The 17,004-nt window shown below is 48.8% G+C and carries 17 protein-coding genes; 13 read left to right on the top strand and 4 right to left on the bottom strand.

Annotated elements, in window-relative coordinates; all coding sequences use genetic code 11:
* The first annotated feature begins 8 nt into the window (after positions 1-8).
* Complete coding sequence (locus tag B5066_RS05150) at positions 9-566, top strand: chromate transporter (RefSeq protein WP_079474873.1); 558 nt, start codon at positions 9-11, stop codon at positions 564-566.
* Positions 563-1,093, top strand: a complete 531-nt coding sequence (locus B5066_RS05155; protein ID WP_079474874.1) for a chromate transporter — start codon at positions 563-565, stop codon at positions 1,091-1,093. The genes B5066_RS05150 and B5066_RS05155 overlap by 4 nt, the downstream gene beginning before the upstream one ends.
* On the opposite strand, the gene B5066_RS05160 is transcribed toward B5066_RS05155, so the two are convergent.
* Both B5066_RS05160 and manA read right to left on the bottom strand, forming a co-directional pair.
* Positions 1,085-1,717 (bottom strand): class I SAM-dependent methyltransferase, encoded by a 633-nt coding sequence (locus B5066_RS05160; RefSeq protein WP_079474875.1) that lies wholly within the window; start codon positions 1,715-1,717, stop codon positions 1,085-1,087. The genes B5066_RS05155 and B5066_RS05160 overlap by 9 nt on opposite strands.
* A 48-nt stretch (positions 1,718-1,765) precedes the next feature.
* The gene (gene manA, locus B5066_RS05165) at positions 1,766-2,731 is read right to left on the bottom strand and encodes a mannose-6-phosphate isomerase, class I (RefSeq protein WP_079474876.1); all 966 of its coding nucleotides are present in this window, start codon (positions 2,729-2,731) and stop codon (positions 1,766-1,768) included.
* Positions 2,732-3,104: 373 nt separating this feature from the next.
* Between manA and B5066_RS05170 the strand changes: the two genes are divergently transcribed.
* The 5 genes from B5066_RS05170 (at position 3,105) to B5066_RS05190 (ending at position 8,505) form a co-directional block, all read left to right on the top strand.
* A complete protein-coding gene (locus B5066_RS05170; RefSeq protein WP_079474877.1) occupies positions 3,105-4,088 on the top strand; it encodes an ATP-binding cassette domain-containing protein in 984 nt (327 codons plus the stop codon).
* Entirely contained in the window at positions 4,085-4,915 is an 831-nt protein-coding gene (locus B5066_RS05175; protein WP_079474878.1) for an ABC transporter permease, read from the top strand. Before B5066_RS05170 ends, B5066_RS05175 begins: the two co-directional genes overlap by 4 nt.
* Before the next feature lie 918 nt (positions 4,916-5,833).
* Positions 5,834-6,532: a response regulator transcription factor gene (locus B5066_RS05180; RefSeq protein ID WP_079474879.1), complete on the top strand. Its 699-nt coding sequence runs from the start codon at positions 5,834-5,836 to the stop codon at positions 6,530-6,532.
* On the top strand, positions 6,516-7,991 hold the full coding sequence (locus B5066_RS05185; RefSeq protein ID WP_079474880.1) for a HAMP domain-containing sensor histidine kinase: 1,476 nt from the start codon (positions 6,516-6,518) through the stop codon (positions 7,989-7,991). Before B5066_RS05180 ends, B5066_RS05185 begins: the two co-directional genes overlap by 17 nt.
* 85 nt (positions 7,992-8,076) lie before the next feature.
* On the top strand, positions 8,077-8,505 hold the full coding sequence (locus tag B5066_RS05190; RefSeq protein ID WP_143745398.1) for a hypothetical protein: 429 nt from the start codon (positions 8,077-8,079) through the stop codon (positions 8,503-8,505).
* Between the two features lie 43 nt (positions 8,506-8,548).
* Here the strand turns inward: B5066_RS05190 and B5066_RS05195 are convergent, their stop codons facing one another.
* Positions 8,549-8,839 (bottom strand): DUF3892 domain-containing protein, encoded by a 291-nt coding sequence (locus tag B5066_RS05195; protein ID WP_079474882.1) that lies wholly within the window; start codon positions 8,837-8,839, stop codon positions 8,549-8,551.
* A gap of 191 nt (positions 8,840-9,030) precedes the next feature.
* Complete coding sequence (locus tag B5066_RS05200; RefSeq protein WP_079474883.1) at positions 9,031-10,524, bottom strand: UDP-N-acetylmuramoyl-L-alanyl-D-glutamate--2,6-diaminopimelate ligase; 1,494 nt, start codon at positions 10,522-10,524, stop codon at positions 9,031-9,033.
* Positions 10,525-10,699: 175 nt separating this feature from the next.
* Between B5066_RS05200 and B5066_RS05205 the strand changes: the two genes are divergently transcribed.
* The 6 genes from B5066_RS05205 to B5066_RS05230 all read left to right on the top strand — a co-directional run bounded on the left by B5066_RS05205 (position 10,700) and on the right by B5066_RS05230 (position 16,980).
* On the top strand, positions 10,700-12,301 hold the full coding sequence (locus tag B5066_RS05205) for a sensor histidine kinase (protein WP_079474884.1): 1,602 nt from the start codon (positions 10,700-10,702) through the stop codon (positions 12,299-12,301).
* The gene (locus tag B5066_RS05210) at positions 12,294-12,974 is read left to right on the top strand and encodes a response regulator (RefSeq protein ID WP_079474885.1); all 681 of its coding nucleotides are present in this window, start codon (positions 12,294-12,296) and stop codon (positions 12,972-12,974) included. Before B5066_RS05205 ends, B5066_RS05210 begins: the two co-directional genes overlap by 8 nt.
* Before the next feature lie 152 nt (positions 12,975-13,126).
* Positions 13,127-14,104 carry a tripartite tricarboxylate transporter substrate binding protein gene (locus B5066_RS05215; protein ID WP_079474886.1) on the top strand — a complete coding sequence of 326 codons (978 nt, stop codon included), beginning with the start codon at positions 13,127-13,129 and terminating at the stop codon, positions 14,102-14,104.
* Between the two features lie 15 nt (positions 14,105-14,119).
* Complete coding sequence (locus tag B5066_RS05220) at positions 14,120-14,578, top strand: tripartite tricarboxylate transporter TctB family protein (protein WP_079474887.1); 459 nt, start codon at positions 14,120-14,122, stop codon at positions 14,576-14,578.
* A gap of 18 nt (positions 14,579-14,596) precedes the next feature.
* Positions 14,597-16,090 (top strand): tripartite tricarboxylate transporter permease, encoded by a 1,494-nt coding sequence (locus B5066_RS05225; RefSeq protein WP_079474888.1) that lies wholly within the window; start codon positions 14,597-14,599, stop codon positions 16,088-16,090.
* 95 nt (positions 16,091-16,185) lie between these two features.
* Positions 16,186-16,980, top strand: coding sequence for a PhzF family phenazine biosynthesis protein (locus B5066_RS05230; protein WP_079474889.1), 795 nt, complete (start codon positions 16,186-16,188; stop codon positions 16,978-16,980).
* Positions 16,981-17,004: the final 24 nt, after the last annotated feature.

Consider the following 17,004-nt stretch of genomic DNA (forward strand, 5'->3'; position numbering starts at 1 on the left):
GGAAAGGGATGCAGTGGAAAATTTTTCTGGCCTTTTTCCGGGTCGGTATTTTTGGCTACGGAGGAGGACCGGCGTCGATTCCGCTTGTGCAAAAAGAAGTGGTGGAGCACTACGGATGGATGACTGCCGAAGAATTCGGCGATACGCTTGCGATTGCCAATACGCTCCCGGGGCCGATCGTCACCAAGCTTGCCGGTTATATCGGTTACAGCCGGGGCGGCGTTCTCGGGGCGCTGAACGGAGCGACAGCAATCGTTGCTCCCACCGCACTGTTAATGATTTTGTTTTTCAGCATTTTGTCGCAGTACCGCGATTCCTCGTGGGTAAACGGACTCGCCAACGGAGTGCTCCCGGTGGTGACGGTGCTGATGGGAGTACTGACGTGGGGATTTATTAAAAAATCCGGAAGTGACCTGGGCTGGGGAAAAACGATTCTTTTTATTATCGGAGCCGCTGTAGTACTGGGAGTCTTCGGTGTGCATCCGGCGATCATCATCGCCGTGCTTCTGATTGCCGCGCTCATGCAGAAGGATGCTGCTAAACGAGAGGAGGACGCCTCCGCATGATTTACTTAGAGGTTTTTATGGCATTTTTTATTCCAGGCATTCTTGGCTACGGGGGCGGACCGGCGTCTATTCCACTTATTCAGCACGAGGTGGTGAATCGGTACGAATGGATGAGTGTGAGTGAATTCAGTGAAGTACTGGCTATCAGTAACGCCCTGCCCGGGCCGATTGCCACAAAAATGGCCGGCTACATCGGGTATGAAGTCGCGGGGTGGCCGGGGCTCGCTGCCGGCCTGTTCGCCACTGTCGCCCCCTCGCTAATTTTAATGGTGGTGCTTATGGGCTTTTTATACAAATACCGGAACTCGCCAAAGGTAAAACGGCTCACTGCCTATGTCCGCCCGGTCATCGGTGTGCTGCTGGGTATTTTAACGTTGCAGTTTTTCACCAGCGCCTGGGATGGTGCTGGCGGCTGGCAGACAGCCGGGATGCTTGTGGCAAGCTACCTGCTGCTTGAAAAAACGAAGCTGCACCCCGCATTGGTTATTGTTTTTGCTATCATATACGGCATGTTGTTTTTAGGATGACGGTCCTAAAGGGAGGCCGGCCTGCATGGAAAGCAGGAACCCTTGCAAATAAGCATCCGTGTGGGTAATGCTCCATCCAGCCTGTTCAATATACGAATGCGTGGGACGATCAAGATGGCAGCCGTCGCAAAAATGCTTCCATACCGGTGTTATACTGCGCTGCAGCCGGGCTGCGGCAGGGCGGGCCATCTGGACGTGTTCAAGAAAGTAGGCTGTGGCGCCGGGTTTACATACTCGCTTCAATTCCTGCAGCACCCGGACCGGGTCTTCCACAGAGCAGAGCACGAGCGTACAGACGACGCTGTCAAAGGCGTTGTCCTCGAAAGGCAGTCGTTCAGCCGAAGCGCCGAGCGTGCGAATCGAGACGTGTGCGTGTAGCTGCGCAGGCAGAGACAGCAGGCGCATCCGGTCATTTGGCTCGATGGCCGTTACTTTGGTGGCAGCCCGGTAGTAAGGAAAACTTGCGCCGGGACCGGATCCGATTTCGAGTACGTGGCCGTTCAGGGACGGAAGATGCTTCTGCCGGAGCGCATGGAGGAAATGCTTTTCCACCGGCTGCATGATCGGAGTATACAGTAGAGGGAATACGTTCATAGTATCGCCGCCAATCTTTGTTTTTTCCATTATAACAAAACCACCTTCCGGCACGCAGAAGGTGGTTTTTTGTACTTATCAGGATTGAAGCGAAGCATTCGGATGGGAGACGATGCAGGTTACATTGCCGTCAATCGTAAAGTCGGTCACGTGATTCGGGACGAGAAAATGATCACCTTTTTGGATGGGCGCGTTGTCGACCAGGTTATCGACTGTACCACTGCCCTCAATGACGCTGCAGAGCAGAAACGGTGCTTCGCACGTGAAGGAAGCTGTACCGTGTACATCCCATTTGTAAACGGAAAAGTAGTCTTCTTCCACAAATGTGGTGACTTCTGCCTCGCCGTCAGATTCCATGGAAGGCTCCACCTTGGCATCTTCGTGAGGAAACTGCGTAACGTCGAGCGCCTGCTGCAGATGAAGATCCCGCTTGTTTCCTTCACTGTCGGTCCGGTCATAGTCATAGACGCGGTAAGTGACATCTGAGTTCTGCTGGGTTTCCAGAATTAGCACGCTTTCGCCAATGGCATGCATCGTGCCACTTGGTACATAAACAAAATCACCGGGTTTTACCGGGACCTTCCGTAAAAAAGCGTCCCATTCGCCGGCGGCGATGAGTTCGGTAGCCTCCGAGCGGCTGTCGGCATTGTGGCCGAGTATAAGCTCGGCATCTTCATTGCAGTCAATCACGTACCAGCACTCGGTCTTTCCGTATTCGCCGTTTTCGTTAGCGGCGGCGTACTGGTTATCAGGATGCACCTGCACCGAGAGATCCGTAGCCGCATCAAGGATTTTTGTTAGCAACGGGAAACGGTCGCCTTTAAGTGAACCGAACCACTCCCTTTTGTCCTGCCAGAGATCCATGAGTGTTTTACCCGCATAGGAGCCGTTTGCTACGACACTTGAACCATTTTGATGGGCGGCAAATACCCAGGCTTCGCCGGTCGAAGATGAGGGGATATCGTAGTGAAACTGGGTATGTAATTTATCTCCGCCCCAGATACGTTCCTGAAAAATTGGTTGAAAAAAGATAAATTGATCCATAGTCAGCCTCCGTTTGTAGTTATGTCTCTCTTGTTTAATATGACAAAGAGACGGGTGCTTTGCAATTCCTGCGTAATTGTTTCATGAAAATTCCTGTGTAAACTTTTGCCGGCTTCAGCGGAAATGCCTGCGGCAGCCTATTTTATTATAGGATATAGTGAAGATACAGAAAACGGGAGGGTGCCTGGTTTGGGTTGGCACTAAGGCAGAAAGCAGGAACAAAGCCGTAGGAACGTTTTTGGGAAAACATCCATGACAAAAAAATGCGAACATATGTTTTTATAGCAATCGAAAAGAAGTCCGGGCAGGGGGGCAGTGCTATGATAATAAGAAAGGAGAGAACCTGCAGATAACAAATGAGGAGGAGACAGTAATGGATAATAAAGCCGGTGAGCCCCGAATGGCTGTAGTAGTCAAAGGCTTGGAGAAAACGTTTGGAACCACGCGGGCATTAGACGGTGTCGATTTGAAGGTGCCGGCTGGAACAGTGTACGGCGTACTCGGTCCGAACGGAGCAGGGAAAACGACAGTCATCCGGGTGCTTGCAACGCTTCTTCAGCCAAGCGGGGGCCGGGCAGAGGTATTCGGTTACGACGTAGTGGGAGGGGCAGCGCACATTCGCAAGCGAATCAGTATGACCGGACAGTTTGCTTCCGTGGATAAGGATTTATCCGGTATGGAAAACCTTCATTTAATCGGGCGGCTGATGGGTTTTACACGAGCGCAGGCAAAAGCAAGGGCGTACGAGCTGCTCCGGGCTTTCGGGCTTGAAGAAGCAGCGAAAAAGCAGGTAAAGCAATATTCCGGCGGGATGCAGCGCCGCATAGACATTGCTGCAAGTATTGTCGTAACGCCGGATCTGCTATTTTTAGACGAGCCAACGACAGGCCTTGATCCAAGAAGCCGCAATCAGGTGTGGGATATTATACGGATGCTTGTGGATACAGGCACCACGGTACTTTTAACGACCCAGTATTTAGATGAAGCAGACCAGCTGGCAGACCGGATCGCAGTAGTTGATCAGGGGAAGGTAATTGCAGAGGGCACAAGCGGTGAACTAAAGGCGTCAGTAGAAGTGGGTAAGCTGCATGTCCGTCTTCAGGATCCCGGGCAGCGGCCAGTAGCTGCTCAACTGCTGCAGCAAAAGCTGGGGACAGCTGTGGATTATTCCTCTAACGGATCGGGATTGACGGCCCAAGTTGCAGAGAACAGCCTGGCAGTACAAATACTCGATGAATTAAATAAAGCCGGTGTCGCTGTTTCGGATTTTTCCGTAGGCAAACCGAGCCTGGATGAAGTATTTCTTACGCTGACTGGACGCTCAGCCGAGGAGGAAGAAGTGGAGGCGGAAGGATGAATAAAAAACAGGTTCCTTTTAACCAGCAGGACGCTCTCCGTGCCGCAGTGTCGACCAGTGAACGTCCAAAAAACGCAGGCCCGGTCTCGGCGTCACTGACCTTTGGCGGCAGAATGCTTCTGAAAATCAAATATGTGCCCGAGCAGCTGTTTGATATTACTGCTTTTCCAATTATCTTCCTGCTTATGTTCACCTATTTATTTGGCGGGGCCCTTGCCGGATCGACGGAAGCCTATCTGCAGTTTGTGCTGCCGGGAGTGCTGGTATTGACCGTCGTTAGCATTACGATGTACACAGGCATCGAATTAAACAACGATATTACCAAAGGAATATTCGACCGTTTCCGGACCCTGCCGGTCTGGAGGCCATCCGTTCTTGTCGGGGCGCTGCTCGTGGATCTTGTGAGGTATTCGATTGCGTCTGCGATTATGCTTACGCTCGGCTTTATCCTTGGCTTCCGGCCGGAGGGCGGGCTGGTCGGTGTCCTGCTGGGCGTAGGCATACTGCTCGTATTTGCTTTCAGCATTTCCTGGATTTGGACAACGCTTGGCCTCGTGATGAGGTCGGAAAAATCACTGATGGGAGCAAGCATGATGGTTTTGTTTCCGTTAACTTTTATCAGTAATGTGTTTGTAGATCCCGATACAATGCCGAGCTGGCTTCAGCCGATTGTGGAGAACAACCCGGTATCGTTTCTTGTCGTGGCTGTCCGCGGATTTATGGGCGGAGACCCCGCCTTTGCCGAGGTCGGTTGGGTGCTCGTAGGTTCATTTCTATTAGTGCTTGTGTTTGCCCCTCTGACTATGTATTTGTACTATAAAAAGTAGAAGGACTGGGCTCTCCGAAGGAGAGTGAGTTCGGCGAAGATGCCTGAGCCGGACTTCCATAAAGCATGCCTCCACTTTTTTAACTGTCCAGCTTCGAATGTTACCGACTGTGGTCCGTTCAGCGTTATGACTGGTGGTCATAAGAATAATCGTTTTTCGAATCCAGTTTCGGCATGCAGCCGTTCAAGCCGTTGGCTTCATCCTGATGTCATCGTCTGGCGACGACTTCCCTCAGGCTTACGCCAGCCGGTTGGGGCTCTCCGGAGGAGAGTCAGTTCGGCGAAGATGCCTGAGCCGGACTTCCATAAAGCATGCCTCCACTTTTTTTATAAAAATTTTCTTTTGACATTTTGCTGACACACAAACCACTTATAGTAATAAATGTAGAGGCCGCCACGGCTTAAAACACTTCCGCGCCGCACCATGACCAACTTCCTTAGAAAGCGGAGTGAAAGCCGGCTTCTGATACAGTTGCCACGTAAAACAGCATCGAATCACCGTTTTCTTCCGCCCTGTATTTGCTGCATTGTCGAAAGGAAAAGTGCAACAGATAACTGGCACGCATGAAGAAAAGATGAGGATATGCAGTTTGCTGGTTGCCAGGACTTTAAATATGTTGACCCCCCTAGAACAACGATTGAGCGTCCTGTAACTGGGGAAGAAGCCGAAAGCTATGTGGATACGAAGGCTCTACGCAAACCATCCAATTGTGTTTTAGCTGGGTTTTATTACTCGGCATAAGAGCTGCACTCACTCGGGTAGTGCACTCTTCATGGAATTACCCCCTAGATTCATATAGCTGTACGCCCTCGTTCCCCCGCGAGGGCTTTTTTTTATACTGGCCTGCAGGGGATACTCGTTTTTTCCTGTGGCTCGTTGATTTATAATGAAAGTACATAGAGAAAGGAGAGAGCGTGTATGAGCTCGATTCTTGTCATTGAAGATGAAACATCGATTAGCCAGGTGCTTCGGGCCTACCTTCAGAAGGCGGGCTTTGAAGTGACTCAAATATATGAAGGAAATGAAGCTGTAGAAGCGTTCGACCAGGGGGCGTTTGACTTGGCCTTAATTGACGTCATGCTGCCGGGCCGGGACGGATGGGCGGTGCTTGAACATATCCGGAACACGAGTGACTGTCCGTGTATTATGCTGACCGCGCTCGGGGACGTGGACTACCGCTTAAAGGGTTTTGACGGCGGGGCAGATGACTACATTCCAAAGCCGTTTGAAGGCGACGAGGTTGTCGCCCGTGTGCAGGCGGTGCTCCGGCGCAGCGGCAGAACTGCTTCCCCTTCCGAGGAAGAACAGTATCTTAAACGGTTCGGGAGCCTGGTCATTGATGAAAAAGCGTATTCCGTGACGCTGAATGGCCTGCAGCTGGATCTGACCCCGCGGGACCTGTCACTGCTTATTTTTCTGAGCAATCACCCGAATCAGTTTTTTGACCGGGAGCAGTTGATCTCTCACGTATGGGGCATTGATTACGAAGGGAGTGACCGCGCGGTGGATTTGGCCATTAAACGGATCCGCCGGTCATTGAAAAACTGGCCGACCGAAGAAGGAGAGATCAGGACGCTCCGGGGAGTGGGGTATCAGCTCAGTGTTAAAGAGGAATAAAGACAAAAAAGTATCGCTGCTCCGCTACTGGACAACGCGTTATTTTATCACCCTTTGTATTGGCTTAATTATCATTGGTTTAATTTCATTTTTCTGGCTCCGCTCCTACAACCTTGAACGGGGATTGAATGTTACCTCCTTTCTGGCAGATGAAATTTCGGAGGATCTGGCCGGTGCGGAAGATAATTCAATTGGCTTGAACGCCGATCTTGCCGCCTACGTGCGCGAGCGCCAGCAGGCTTTTGATATTGAAACAGAGCCGCTTGTTTATGTCGTGGATAACAACGGAAACATCGTCTCCAACTCGTTGTTTGGGAATTCTCTTTATCAGGATCCCGTCGTATTTCCGGATTCATTTCTCGAGTCCGGCCCCCAGACGGTGAAAGTGCAGCAGGGGAGTCTGGAACAGTACCTGGTGAAATCACGTATCCAGAACGATAACGGCTCGTTTGAAGGGTGGGTAGTCATTGTCCAGCCGGCTGATTCATTAATTAAAGTTGGCGGACAGTATCAGCTAGTCGGCATCCTGCTTGTGAGCCTGGCGATATTGGGATGGCTTACGATTTACATTCTTTCCAAGCGGATGCTGCGTCCGATCAAGCAGATTGCCGAAGCCTTTCAGCGCGTGAAGGAAGAAAAATACGCCATACGCATCGATACTGAAGCAAAGGAACGGGAAGTCGATGAACTGGTTACTGGCTTTAATGATATGACTACGAGACTGGGACAGCTCGAGAGCATGCGGACTGAGCTGCTTGCTGGTGTCACACACGAGTTAAAAACACCGGTTACGTCCATCAGCGGTATGGTCCAGGCAGTTAAAGATGACGTAGTGACGGGCGATGAGGCAAAGGAATTCTTAAGCGTGACGCTGGCTGAAGCGGGCAGAATGCGCAACATGATCGCTGACCTGCTGGAATTTAACACCTTTTCCTCCCAGGGCGTGCCGACAGACATGCAGCCGCTGACGCTGGAATCGCTGTTAAATGAAGTTATTCACCAATGGTCGATTTCAAATGACACGGACCGGCTGGTTATTCAAAAGCTTTACGGAGAGCAGACGCATGCGGTTTATACCGATCCGATGCGCTTTCAGCAGATTATGGTTAATCTTTTAAATAACGCAAATCAGGCAATGAATAAAGAAGGGACTTTAACGATTCAATGCAGAGAAAAAGATGAGCATATGGTAGCCATTGAAGTCATAGACAGCGGGATTGGCATTGATGAGGAGGAGCAGCTGCTGGTGTTCGAGCGCTTCTACCGGGGCGAAAACAAAAAATACAGCGTGCACGGTCTGGGGCTCGGGCTTCCTTTCAGCAAATTAATCGCCCAGGGGCTCGGCGGTGATCTGTATCTGCAGTCGAGCCGCCCGGAAGAAACAGTGTTTGTATTTGAGCTGCCGCAGGACGCATCAGACAAAGACGGCGGTCACGAAAAACAAACGGATGCGATGTAAAACTTTTGTTTGACTTTTTCCTGACATCTTCTCTTTATACGATATAGGAAGATTACACTCTATGTATAAAAAAGAGGTTGAATTGATGAAAAAATGGATGTACGCCATAATCACCGCTTGCATATTGTCGAGTGTGGTACTGCCGGCCAATGTATCGGCACAAAAAAGTGAAATGGGAATCGAACGGCTGGGCACAGATATTCGGGAAAACAATTTAATGAAAAAAGCAGAGCATTACGGCATCGCTACCAAAAATAAAGATGAGCAGACGATTATTGATGAAGTGCTTCTGTCGGAATGGAAAGAAAAAGCCGCTGCTTACCGTGTAGAGGTGACGGAGAATGTAGCGCAGATGATGGCTGATGTGCGGGTAAAAGAGATTATGCATGCTGCTGAAGTGCTCGGTATTGATGCGGCAGGAAAAGATAGTGAAGATGTGCTTGAAGAAATTTTAGACAACTATGCTTCTGAAGCTGAAGCAGAGGGGCTTTATCCATTTAAGCAGGAATTATAAAAAGCAGCGTACCTTCCGCAGAAGGTACGCTGCTTTACTGCTTTTACGGGGTATAAGTTGGTTCAAATGTCGGAAGCTTTAATAGATTGTCAGTCGTTGATTGATCTGGATGAGTCCGCAGATAAGCCGGCGAGTTTGGGTCTTCCGGATGGACCGTATCCACGCGCACCTTGTCTCCGCCATCTACGCGGTAATAATAATCTTTGCCTTCATCAATGCTTGCAATCGCTTTTTCGATTGTTTCTTCGGTGCCATCGATCAGCTGTATATGCGTAATATGCTCTTCTTTTTCCCGGCTGCCGCCTATATGGACAGCAGTAATTTGATAATCCATGAAAAGCCTCCTTTACATATTCATATTACGCGTGTTCCCCGAAAGATAAAATTTTAATCCGGGGAAGTCTTTCGAGAACATTATTAACGAAATGTTTGGGAAGATACGAATGCTTTTCTCTTAATTTTATAATATAGCGAAAAGCCCAGGAGAACGATAAGCTCTCCTGGCCCGGGCCTTTTTAAAAATATTTATGATAGCTGCCGGTTTTCCTGAAAAAAAGAATCGATTACTTCGAGTTCATCATAGGGCACATGCTGGTCTTTGATCACCTGGTAGCCGCCAAACCCGAGGCCGGTAATGACCACCAGGTCACCGGATTCAGCCAGGGAGAGTGCTGTATAAATGCCGTCCTCCCGGTGCTTTCTTTTGTATACATTTTCTGCTCTGGGGTTCTGGAAGCCTGAAGCAACGTCATCAACGATCCGCTGTCGGTTATACGGACCGGGGTGATCGACGGAAACGATGATATGGTCCGCTTTTCCTTCTACCACCGCCGCCATTTTCGGCCGCTTAGCCGGATCGCGGAGACCAATGCCGGTGATCATCAGGATCAGCCGATTATGCGGAAGATTTTTAACCGTGTCTACGACCAGTTCTAATGCGTCAGGCGTGTGGGCGTAATCGAGAATGATCTGCTTTCCTGGATACTCAGACACTATCTGAAAGCGTCCTTCGGCACCCTGAATATCCGGGAGAGAGTATAGAATTTCAGAAATTGGGTAGCCGGCAGCAAGACATGAGCCTACTGCAGCAAGAATGTTGGAGATATTATATTCGCCAAATACCGGCGCTCTTGCTAAGTAAGAGCGTCCCTGCACGGTCAGCAGGAAGCTCGAGCCTTTTGCATCCGTGCGGATGTTGCTTGCCATAATGTCTGCGGAGCACCGGATGCCGTATGTCCAGACTGGCCCGTCGAACATGTCCAGAATGTCCCGTGCCATGCCGTCATCATCAAGATTTACTACAGCCTGGCGGGACTGCTCAAACAATTTTAATTTTGCCCGTTTATAATTTTCCATTGTGCCGTGAAATTCCATATGCTCAGACACGAGATTGGTATGCACGCCTACCTCAAATTCAAGTCCATGCAGGCGCTTTAAATCGATGGCAATAGAAGTAGCCTCCATTGCTACCGTTCTTGTTCCTTCATCGTAAAAGGAAGCAAAAATATCATGAAGGTCTGCCGCTTCCGGCGTAGTCGGGGTGGTAGGCTTAAACGGGTATTTATCGCTTTTGGACCATACTCCAGCTGTACCTATAATGCCCGAAGGCTCTCCTAAATTATTCAGCATTGACCGTATATAAGCGGTAACAGTAGTTTTTCCGTTGGTCCCTGTTACCCCGAAAAGGTTCATTTTTTTGTGAACGTAATGATGCAGATGCGCTGCATAGTCAGCCATCGCTGTTTTGCTGTCTTCAACCAGCACAAATGTGACAGCCGGAAACAAAGCAGCGTATCGGGTTAATGTTTCGCGGTCGCTTCCTACGATGGTGGATGCGCCATTACGAACAGCATGTGGAATGAAAGTATGCCCATCCATGTTTTTGCCCGGTATCGAGACAAAGCAGCCGTTTTCCTGAACTTTTCGGGAATCATAAGTCACATGCGTGATAGTCGATTCAACCGGGCCGAAAACGTCCTGAAAGGGCAGAGAATTATTTTTTTTCCACGTCCATTTCATCTACTTGTTCTCTCCTTTCTGCTTCTAGTCACAACTACCGGGGCAGGAAGTATGTGTGATACCCCATTCCCTATGAAAAGGGAAAGTAATCCTTGTTTCCTAAATACATGTTTTTCTATGATAGGATAAAAGATATTCTAAGCTTGGAGAAACCAATTATGAAAGAAGGGGCACGTTGAACCGGAAAAAATATAAGCTGCAGACAAAAATTGGAGTTCTGGTCTTTTTGCTTTTGCTGCTGGTAATTGTTCTGGCGAACAGCGTCTATGCATGGAATGAGCTTCGCCAGGAAACAAATGACGCAAGACAGCTGGCTCTGCAAACAAGCCGTTCCGTGGCGGGCTTTCCTGCAGTAGAAGAGGCCTTTGAAAACGGGGAAGGGCAGGAAGCGGATGTTATCAGTGAGCAGATACGCACGCAGGTAAATGCTGACCGTGTGTACATAATTAACAGGAACAGCGAAATTATTGCAGGTGGTGGAGAAAATCTGAATCCTGATGCCCGGGATGCTTATACGGCCCTGGTATTCGGAGGGAGCTATGTAAGGGAAGCGGATAAGGGTCAGGAAGGAATAATACGGAGCCATGCGCCTGTTTCGGTTGATTACGGAGACTATACCTCCGTGGAAGGGGCGGCAGTTGTTGAATATTCCAAAGCTGCTATCCGGGCAGATGTATGGCGGCAAACAGGCCGGACAGCTGTGATCTCCCTGATTGTTCTGATGATTGGAGCGGCAGGCACCGTCTGGCTTTCACGGAGTATCCGTTCAGATACACTTGGGCTCGAGCCTTACCAGATTGCTGAACTGTACCGTGACCGGGCGGCTATTATCAGCTCCGTGCAGGAAGGAATTATTGCTGTAGACAATAGCGGCCGGATAACGATGGTTAATCGGGCTGCCGAAGAGCTTCTTCAGCTTCCCAAAAATCAGGAAGGACTTTTGATTGACGAAGTGTTTTTATCTCCCCGGAAAAAAAAGCTGCTGGAGGGGGATGAAGTGATTCGAAATGAGGAAATAATAACTGCCTCGAAAACCTTAATTGTAAACGAAAGCCCAATAGCCCAATATGGAAACAGAATCGGAAGGGTGTTTACCTTTAGGGACAAAACGGACATGAAGCAGATGATAGAGGCGTTCTCTGATGTGAAAAAGTATTCTGATGACCTGCGTGCCCAGTCCCATGAATTTACGAATAAGCTCTATGCGTTAATGGGTCTTTTGCAACTGGGTTATTACACTGAAGCGGAGCAAATGCTTAGAGAAGAGTCTAAAATACAGCAAAAACACACGAAAATGGTAGTAGACCAAATAAAGGATGAAAAGCTTCAAGCTGTCCTCCTTGGAAAAGCCGCCGCGGCCTCGGAAAAGAAAACCGGTTTCACCGTTGATTCCGAATCTTCTTTGGAAGCAATGCCTGAGCACGTGACGCTGACTTCATTAATTATTATTGCCGGGAATTTAATTGATAATGCGATGGAGGCTGTAAATGGCCAGACCACACGGGAAGTAAGTTTTTTTGTCACCGATATTGGAAAGGATATTGTGATGGAGGTAAAGGATAACGGGCCGGGAATGCCCGGGCACCTGCAGACAGAGCTTTTTCAACAGGGCACATCTTCGAAAGGAGAGGGCCGCGGTTATGGTATGACAAACGTCAAAAATGAAGTCGATGAACTGGGCGGGATGATTGAAGTGTATTCAAATCTGGAGGAAGGCACTGTGATAAGTGTGTTTATTCCAAAAGAAATAGAAAAGGAGGAGTCACGCGATGCGTAAGGCATTAATTGTAGAGGATGATTACCGTATTGGTATGCTGCATGAAAAATACTTGGAAAGTATCGACGGCCTCGAATCCGCCGGTCATGCCCTCAATGCGAAGGAGATGTGGGCACTGCTCCGGGATAGAGCGGCTGACGTGCTGTTGCTGGACATATATCTGCCGGATAGTATGGGAATACATTTGCTTGAAGATATCCGCCATTATTATCCAGAAATGGACATTATCATTATTACTGCAGCCACAGACCGGGAATACTTGGAGAAGTCTCTGCGCGGGGGCATCGTGAATTATTTAATCAAGCCGGTAACCATCGAAAAATTTGAACAGACCATGAAGGAATACTTATCGAAAAGAGCGGTGCTGGATTCCGTAGAAAATGTGGATCAGCAGTTCATCGATGATTACATGGCGCAATCTTCTGCAATGAAACCCGCGGCAGATAAACGAAAACTTCCCACCGGTATTGATTATTTAACACTGGAAAGAATTGAAAAGGTTTTACACGAGGCTGGAGGAGGACTTACTGCAGAACAGGCGGCCAACAGAATAGGTGCTTCGAGAACCACGGCGAGAAGATACCTGGAATTTATGATTTCTGAAGGAGACGCAGAAGCACGATTGGAATATGGCATAGTGGGGCGTCCGGAACGGCATTATTATGAAGTTTAAAAAGAGTTCATAGACGAACTCTTTTTTTGTGCACAAAATAAACAAAATACACGAAAAAAATTAAAAACGAATAATTTTGAAAACGATTACAATTTACAGAAAAATCTTTAAGATGATGAATAATATAAACAAAAGTGTGAGGAGGGGACTCATTGAAACGAATAATACTGTTGTTATTATCCATTGCTTTTATTGGCGGCTGTTCCGCAGAGCAGTCTCAGGGAGAAGAGAGCGACTATCCGCCGGATTTGATTGAATTTGTGGCTCCAGCCACTCCCGGAGGGGGATGGGACCTAACTGCGAGATCGATGCAGAGAGCGCTGAACAATAATGAACTGGTGGAATCTGATATTAATGTTGTGAACAAACCCGGTGGCGGTGGCGAAGTAGGATTTCAATATTTAAAAAACAGGGATAGCAACACTCTTGCGGTCAATTCAAGCCTCCTATTTACAAACAATGAACTCGGATTAAGTGAATTGTCCCACGAAGATTTTACCCCGCTTGCGATTTTAGCCACCGAATGGCAGTCCATCGCGGTTGGGCCGGACTCAGACTATGACAACTTAGAAGCTGTCATGGAACAGCTGAAAAAAGATCCGGAATCGCTAAAAATAGGCGTGGCGCCGGGACTCGGCAATGATGACCATCTTTCATTTATTCAGGCAGCACAGGAATACGGAATCGATCCATCCAAGCTTGATTTTCTCGTTTATGAAAGCGGTGGCGAAGTGGTCACAGCCCTGCTTGGCGGGCATATTGACGTTGCCACGATGTCTGTATCGGAAGCAAGTGAGCAGTACAAGGCCGACCGGCTGGACATTGTAGGAGTCTCTTCGGAGGAGCGCCTGGAGGAGCTGCCGGAGGTGCCGACTTTCAAAGAGCAGGGCGTGGACCTGGTCTTCCCTCACTGGCGCGGCGTGATGGGGCCGCCTGATATGACTGAGGAGGAGATTGCCTATTGGGACGAGCGTCTCCAGCAAATGGTCGAGACGGAGGAATGGCAGACTATTCTTGAAAACAACCAGTGGGACGATTACTACATGAACGCGGAAGAAACAGAACAATTTATGGACGAACAGGAACAAACTTATCAAGAACTGCTGACGAATGCTGGTCTGACAGAGTAGAAAGGGGTGCTTCCTATGACAGTGGTTAAATTATCGCTGCCGGCAGTATTTATACTAACGGCGGTAGGATTTATCATCGCAACATTTAATTTACCCCAGGCCAGCCTGGGAAATGCTTTCGGACCACATTATTTTCCGATGGGTGCATCTGCATTGCTTCTTCTATTGAGTGTTTTTTATTTCATCCGCTCCTACCGGGAACGCCATGAGGAGCATAAAGAGGATGAAGACATCAGGGCAGTCGCTAAAGGACGGACTCCGTATATTATTGGCGGGACACTTATATTTGGAGTAGTGTATGCGCTTATATTCGATTTTGTTGGTTACATCATCGCTACGTTACTGTATTTGGGTGTACTGATGTTCATTATTAACGGCAAATCCAAGTGGCTGATCAACGTATTAACGACAATTATTTTCACGTTTATGTCCTGGTACATTTTTGCTGAATTGCTGAATATCAGCCTGCCATAACAACTAGGGGGAATAAATATGGATTATGGATATTTTATAGATGGCTTAATGAATGCAATAACCCCCCTTAACTTACTTTTTGTTTTTTTAGGAGGGCTTCTTGGCACGATTGTAGGGATGCTCCCCGGATTGGGGCCTGCCACAGGGGTAGCTGTCCTGATACCGGTGACGTTTGGCATGGAGCCAATCAGCGCCATGATTTTATTAATAGCCATTTATTACGGAGCAATGTACGGGGGATCGAGAAGCTCCATTCTGTTGAACACGCCCGGCGACGCATCGGCAATTGCTGCTTCATTTGACGGCTATCCGATGGCAAAAAAAGGCCAGGCTGGACAGGCGTTAGCCATAGCTACGATAGCCTCCCTGGTTGGAGGCACTGTAGCGGTCATAGGCTTTACGTTCCTGGCAGGGCCTCTGGCTGATTTTGCCATACGCTTTGGCCCGGCAGAATACTTTTTACTAATGCTTTTCACACTTTCAGCGATTGTGTCTTTGTCCCGTGGAGATATGCTGAAAGGGTTTATTTCCATGCTGTTCGGACTGGTGCTGAGTACGATCGGTGTGGATGCCCAAAGCAGTGTTTACCGGTTTACGATGGGGCTGCCGCAATTGGCAGAAGGCATTGATTTTTTGATCGTTATCATCGGAATCTATGCGGTGGGAGAAGTATTGTATAATTTTATCGCGATAAACCGTCCGCCGGAAAAGAAAAACAAAGTCGAAAGCTTATGGTTTACAAGAGAGCAATGGAACGCATCGAAGCTGCCTATTTTCCGCAGCGCGCCGCTAGGCTTTATAGTTGGGGTGCTGCCTGGCGCCGGAGGCTCTATTGCCTCGATGCTCGGCTATACTACGGAGCGTCAGCTGTCCCGGACCCCGGAACGGTTTGGCCAGGGAACAGCGGAAGGAGTAGCTGCGCCGGAATCAGCGAACAACAGTGCTTCTGTCGGGGCCTTGATTCCACTGCTGAGTATGGGTATCCCCGGCTCCGGCACAACAGCGGTATTGCTGGGGGCTCTAGTGATGCTTGGCATTCAACCGGGGCCGCTGCTGTTTGAAAGTGAGCCGACCACTATTTGGACGCTGATCAACAGTATGTTTATCGGAAACTTGTTTTTAGTCGTCATTAACATTTTATTAGTAGGACTTTTAATTAAAGTGCTTGATACACCGTCTAACATTTTATATCCATTAATATTAATGCTTGGCTTTATTGGTGCCTATACACTCAGCTACAGCACGATCGATTTTTACATCCTGCTGGCCTTCGGCGTGCTCGGACTGGCGTTTAAACTACTTCGCTTTCCAATCGCTCCTTTAATTCTGGCATTGATTGTCGGACACGATATGGAACAGAATTTCCGCAAAAGTTTAATTGTCTCCGACGGCAGTGCTTCTGTATTTTTTTCTTCGCCGATTAGTGTTGTGCTGATTATTATGATTATTTTATCGATCAGCGTACCTTTCATCCTTAGCGCAGTAAAAAACAAAAAAGCAAAGCAGGCATAATTTATTGGACAGGCACGGACTCTGGCGAGTTCAGTGCCCCTTTTTTTAGGCTGTGCTACAATGCAGGCAGAATAACAGAGACAAGGAGAAAAAATATGAAGATATACACAGTGGATGCTTTTACGAGTGAGGCTTTTTATGGAAATCCGGCAGGCGTTTGCCTGTTGGAAGAACCAGATCAGAAATCCGCGGCATGGATGCAGCAGACAGCCGCAGAAATGAATTTGTCTGAGACAGCCTTTTTGATGAAAAAGAGAGAGCAGGAATATGAAATACGCTGGTTTACCCCATCCGCGGAAGTAGATTTATGCGGCCATGCGACACTGGCTTCGGCACATGTGCTGTGGGAAGAGATGAAAGTGCCGGACGCTGAAACCGTTACTTTCCATAGTGCAAGCGGGCTGCTGACGGCGTTTAAAAAGGAAAAAACGATCTGGCTCGACTTTCCATCAGAGCCTCCCGAACCTGCGCCTTTAAAGGAAGGACTGCTCGAGGCCCTTGGGGTGGAAGCGCCTTCGGTGGAGCAAAACCGCATGGATGTTATCGTAGAGGTGGATTCCGAGCAGACGCTTCGAAGCCTCGTGCCGGACATGAAAGCATTGGCGCAGCATACCACGCGCGGATGCATAGTTACTTCTTTATCGGAAGAGGAAGGCATCGATTTTGTGTCACGTTGTTTCTTTCCGGCAATTGGCGTGGATGAAGATCCTGTCACGGGTTCGGCGCACTGCGCCCTGGGACCTTACTGGGCGAAGCGGATGGCGAAGCAGCACTTTACTGCTAGACAGACGAGTACACGGGAGGGCGTGGTAAAGGTGGAAATGCACCGCAGTCGCTGCTACATAGGGGGCCGGGCTGTGACTGTGATGAAAGGGGAGTGGCTGATCTGATAATGTCCAAAGAGAACCGAATGC

Origin of the sequence: Marinococcus halophilus, assembly GCF_900166605.1 — a bacterium.
Taxonomy (GTDB): Bacteria; Bacillota; Bacilli; order Bacillales; family Marinococcaceae; genus Marinococcus; species Marinococcus halophilus.

Excerpts from the sequence above, each read along its gene's own strand:
- B5066_RS05150 (WP_079474873.1), top strand. The coding sequence starts at position 9 with ATGCAGTGGAAAATTTTTCTGGCCTTTTTCCGGGTCGGTATTTTTGGC.
- B5066_RS05155 (WP_079474874.1), top strand. The coding sequence starts at position 563 with ATGATTTACTTAGAGGTTTTTATGGCATTTTTTATTCCAGGCATTCTT.
- B5066_RS05160 (WP_079474875.1), bottom strand. The coding sequence starts at position 1,717 with ATGGAAAAAACAAAGATTGGCGGCGATACTATGAACGTATTCCCTCTA.
- manA (WP_079474876.1), bottom strand. The coding sequence starts at position 2,731 with ATGGATCAATTTATCTTTTTTCAACCAATTTTTCAGGAACGTATCTGG.
- B5066_RS05170 (WP_079474877.1), top strand. The coding sequence starts at position 3,105 with ATGGATAATAAAGCCGGTGAGCCCCGAATGGCTGTAGTAGTCAAAGGC.
- B5066_RS05175 (WP_079474878.1), top strand. The coding sequence starts at position 4,085 with ATGAATAAAAAACAGGTTCCTTTTAACCAGCAGGACGCTCTCCGTGCC.
- B5066_RS05180 (WP_079474879.1), top strand. The coding sequence starts at position 5,834 with ATGAGCTCGATTCTTGTCATTGAAGATGAAACATCGATTAGCCAGGTG.
- B5066_RS05190 (WP_143745398.1), top strand. The coding sequence starts at position 8,077 with ATGAAAAAATGGATGTACGCCATAATCACCGCTTGCATATTGTCGAGT.
- B5066_RS05195 (WP_079474882.1), bottom strand. The coding sequence starts at position 8,839 with ATGGATTATCAAATTACTGCTGTCCATATAGGCGGCAGCCGGGAAAAA.
- B5066_RS05200 (WP_079474883.1), bottom strand. The coding sequence starts at position 10,524 with ATGAAATGGACGTGGAAAAAAAATAATTCTCTGCCCTTTCAGGACGTT.
- B5066_RS05210 (WP_079474885.1), top strand. The coding sequence starts at position 12,294 with ATGCGTAAGGCATTAATTGTAGAGGATGATTACCGTATTGGTATGCTG.
- B5066_RS05220 (WP_079474887.1), top strand. The coding sequence starts at position 14,120 with ATGACAGTGGTTAAATTATCGCTGCCGGCAGTATTTATACTAACGGCG.
- B5066_RS05225 (WP_079474888.1), top strand. The coding sequence starts at position 14,597 with ATGGATTATGGATATTTTATAGATGGCTTAATGAATGCAATAACCCCC.
- B5066_RS05230 (WP_079474889.1), top strand. The coding sequence starts at position 16,186 with ATGAAGATATACACAGTGGATGCTTTTACGAGTGAGGCTTTTTATGGA.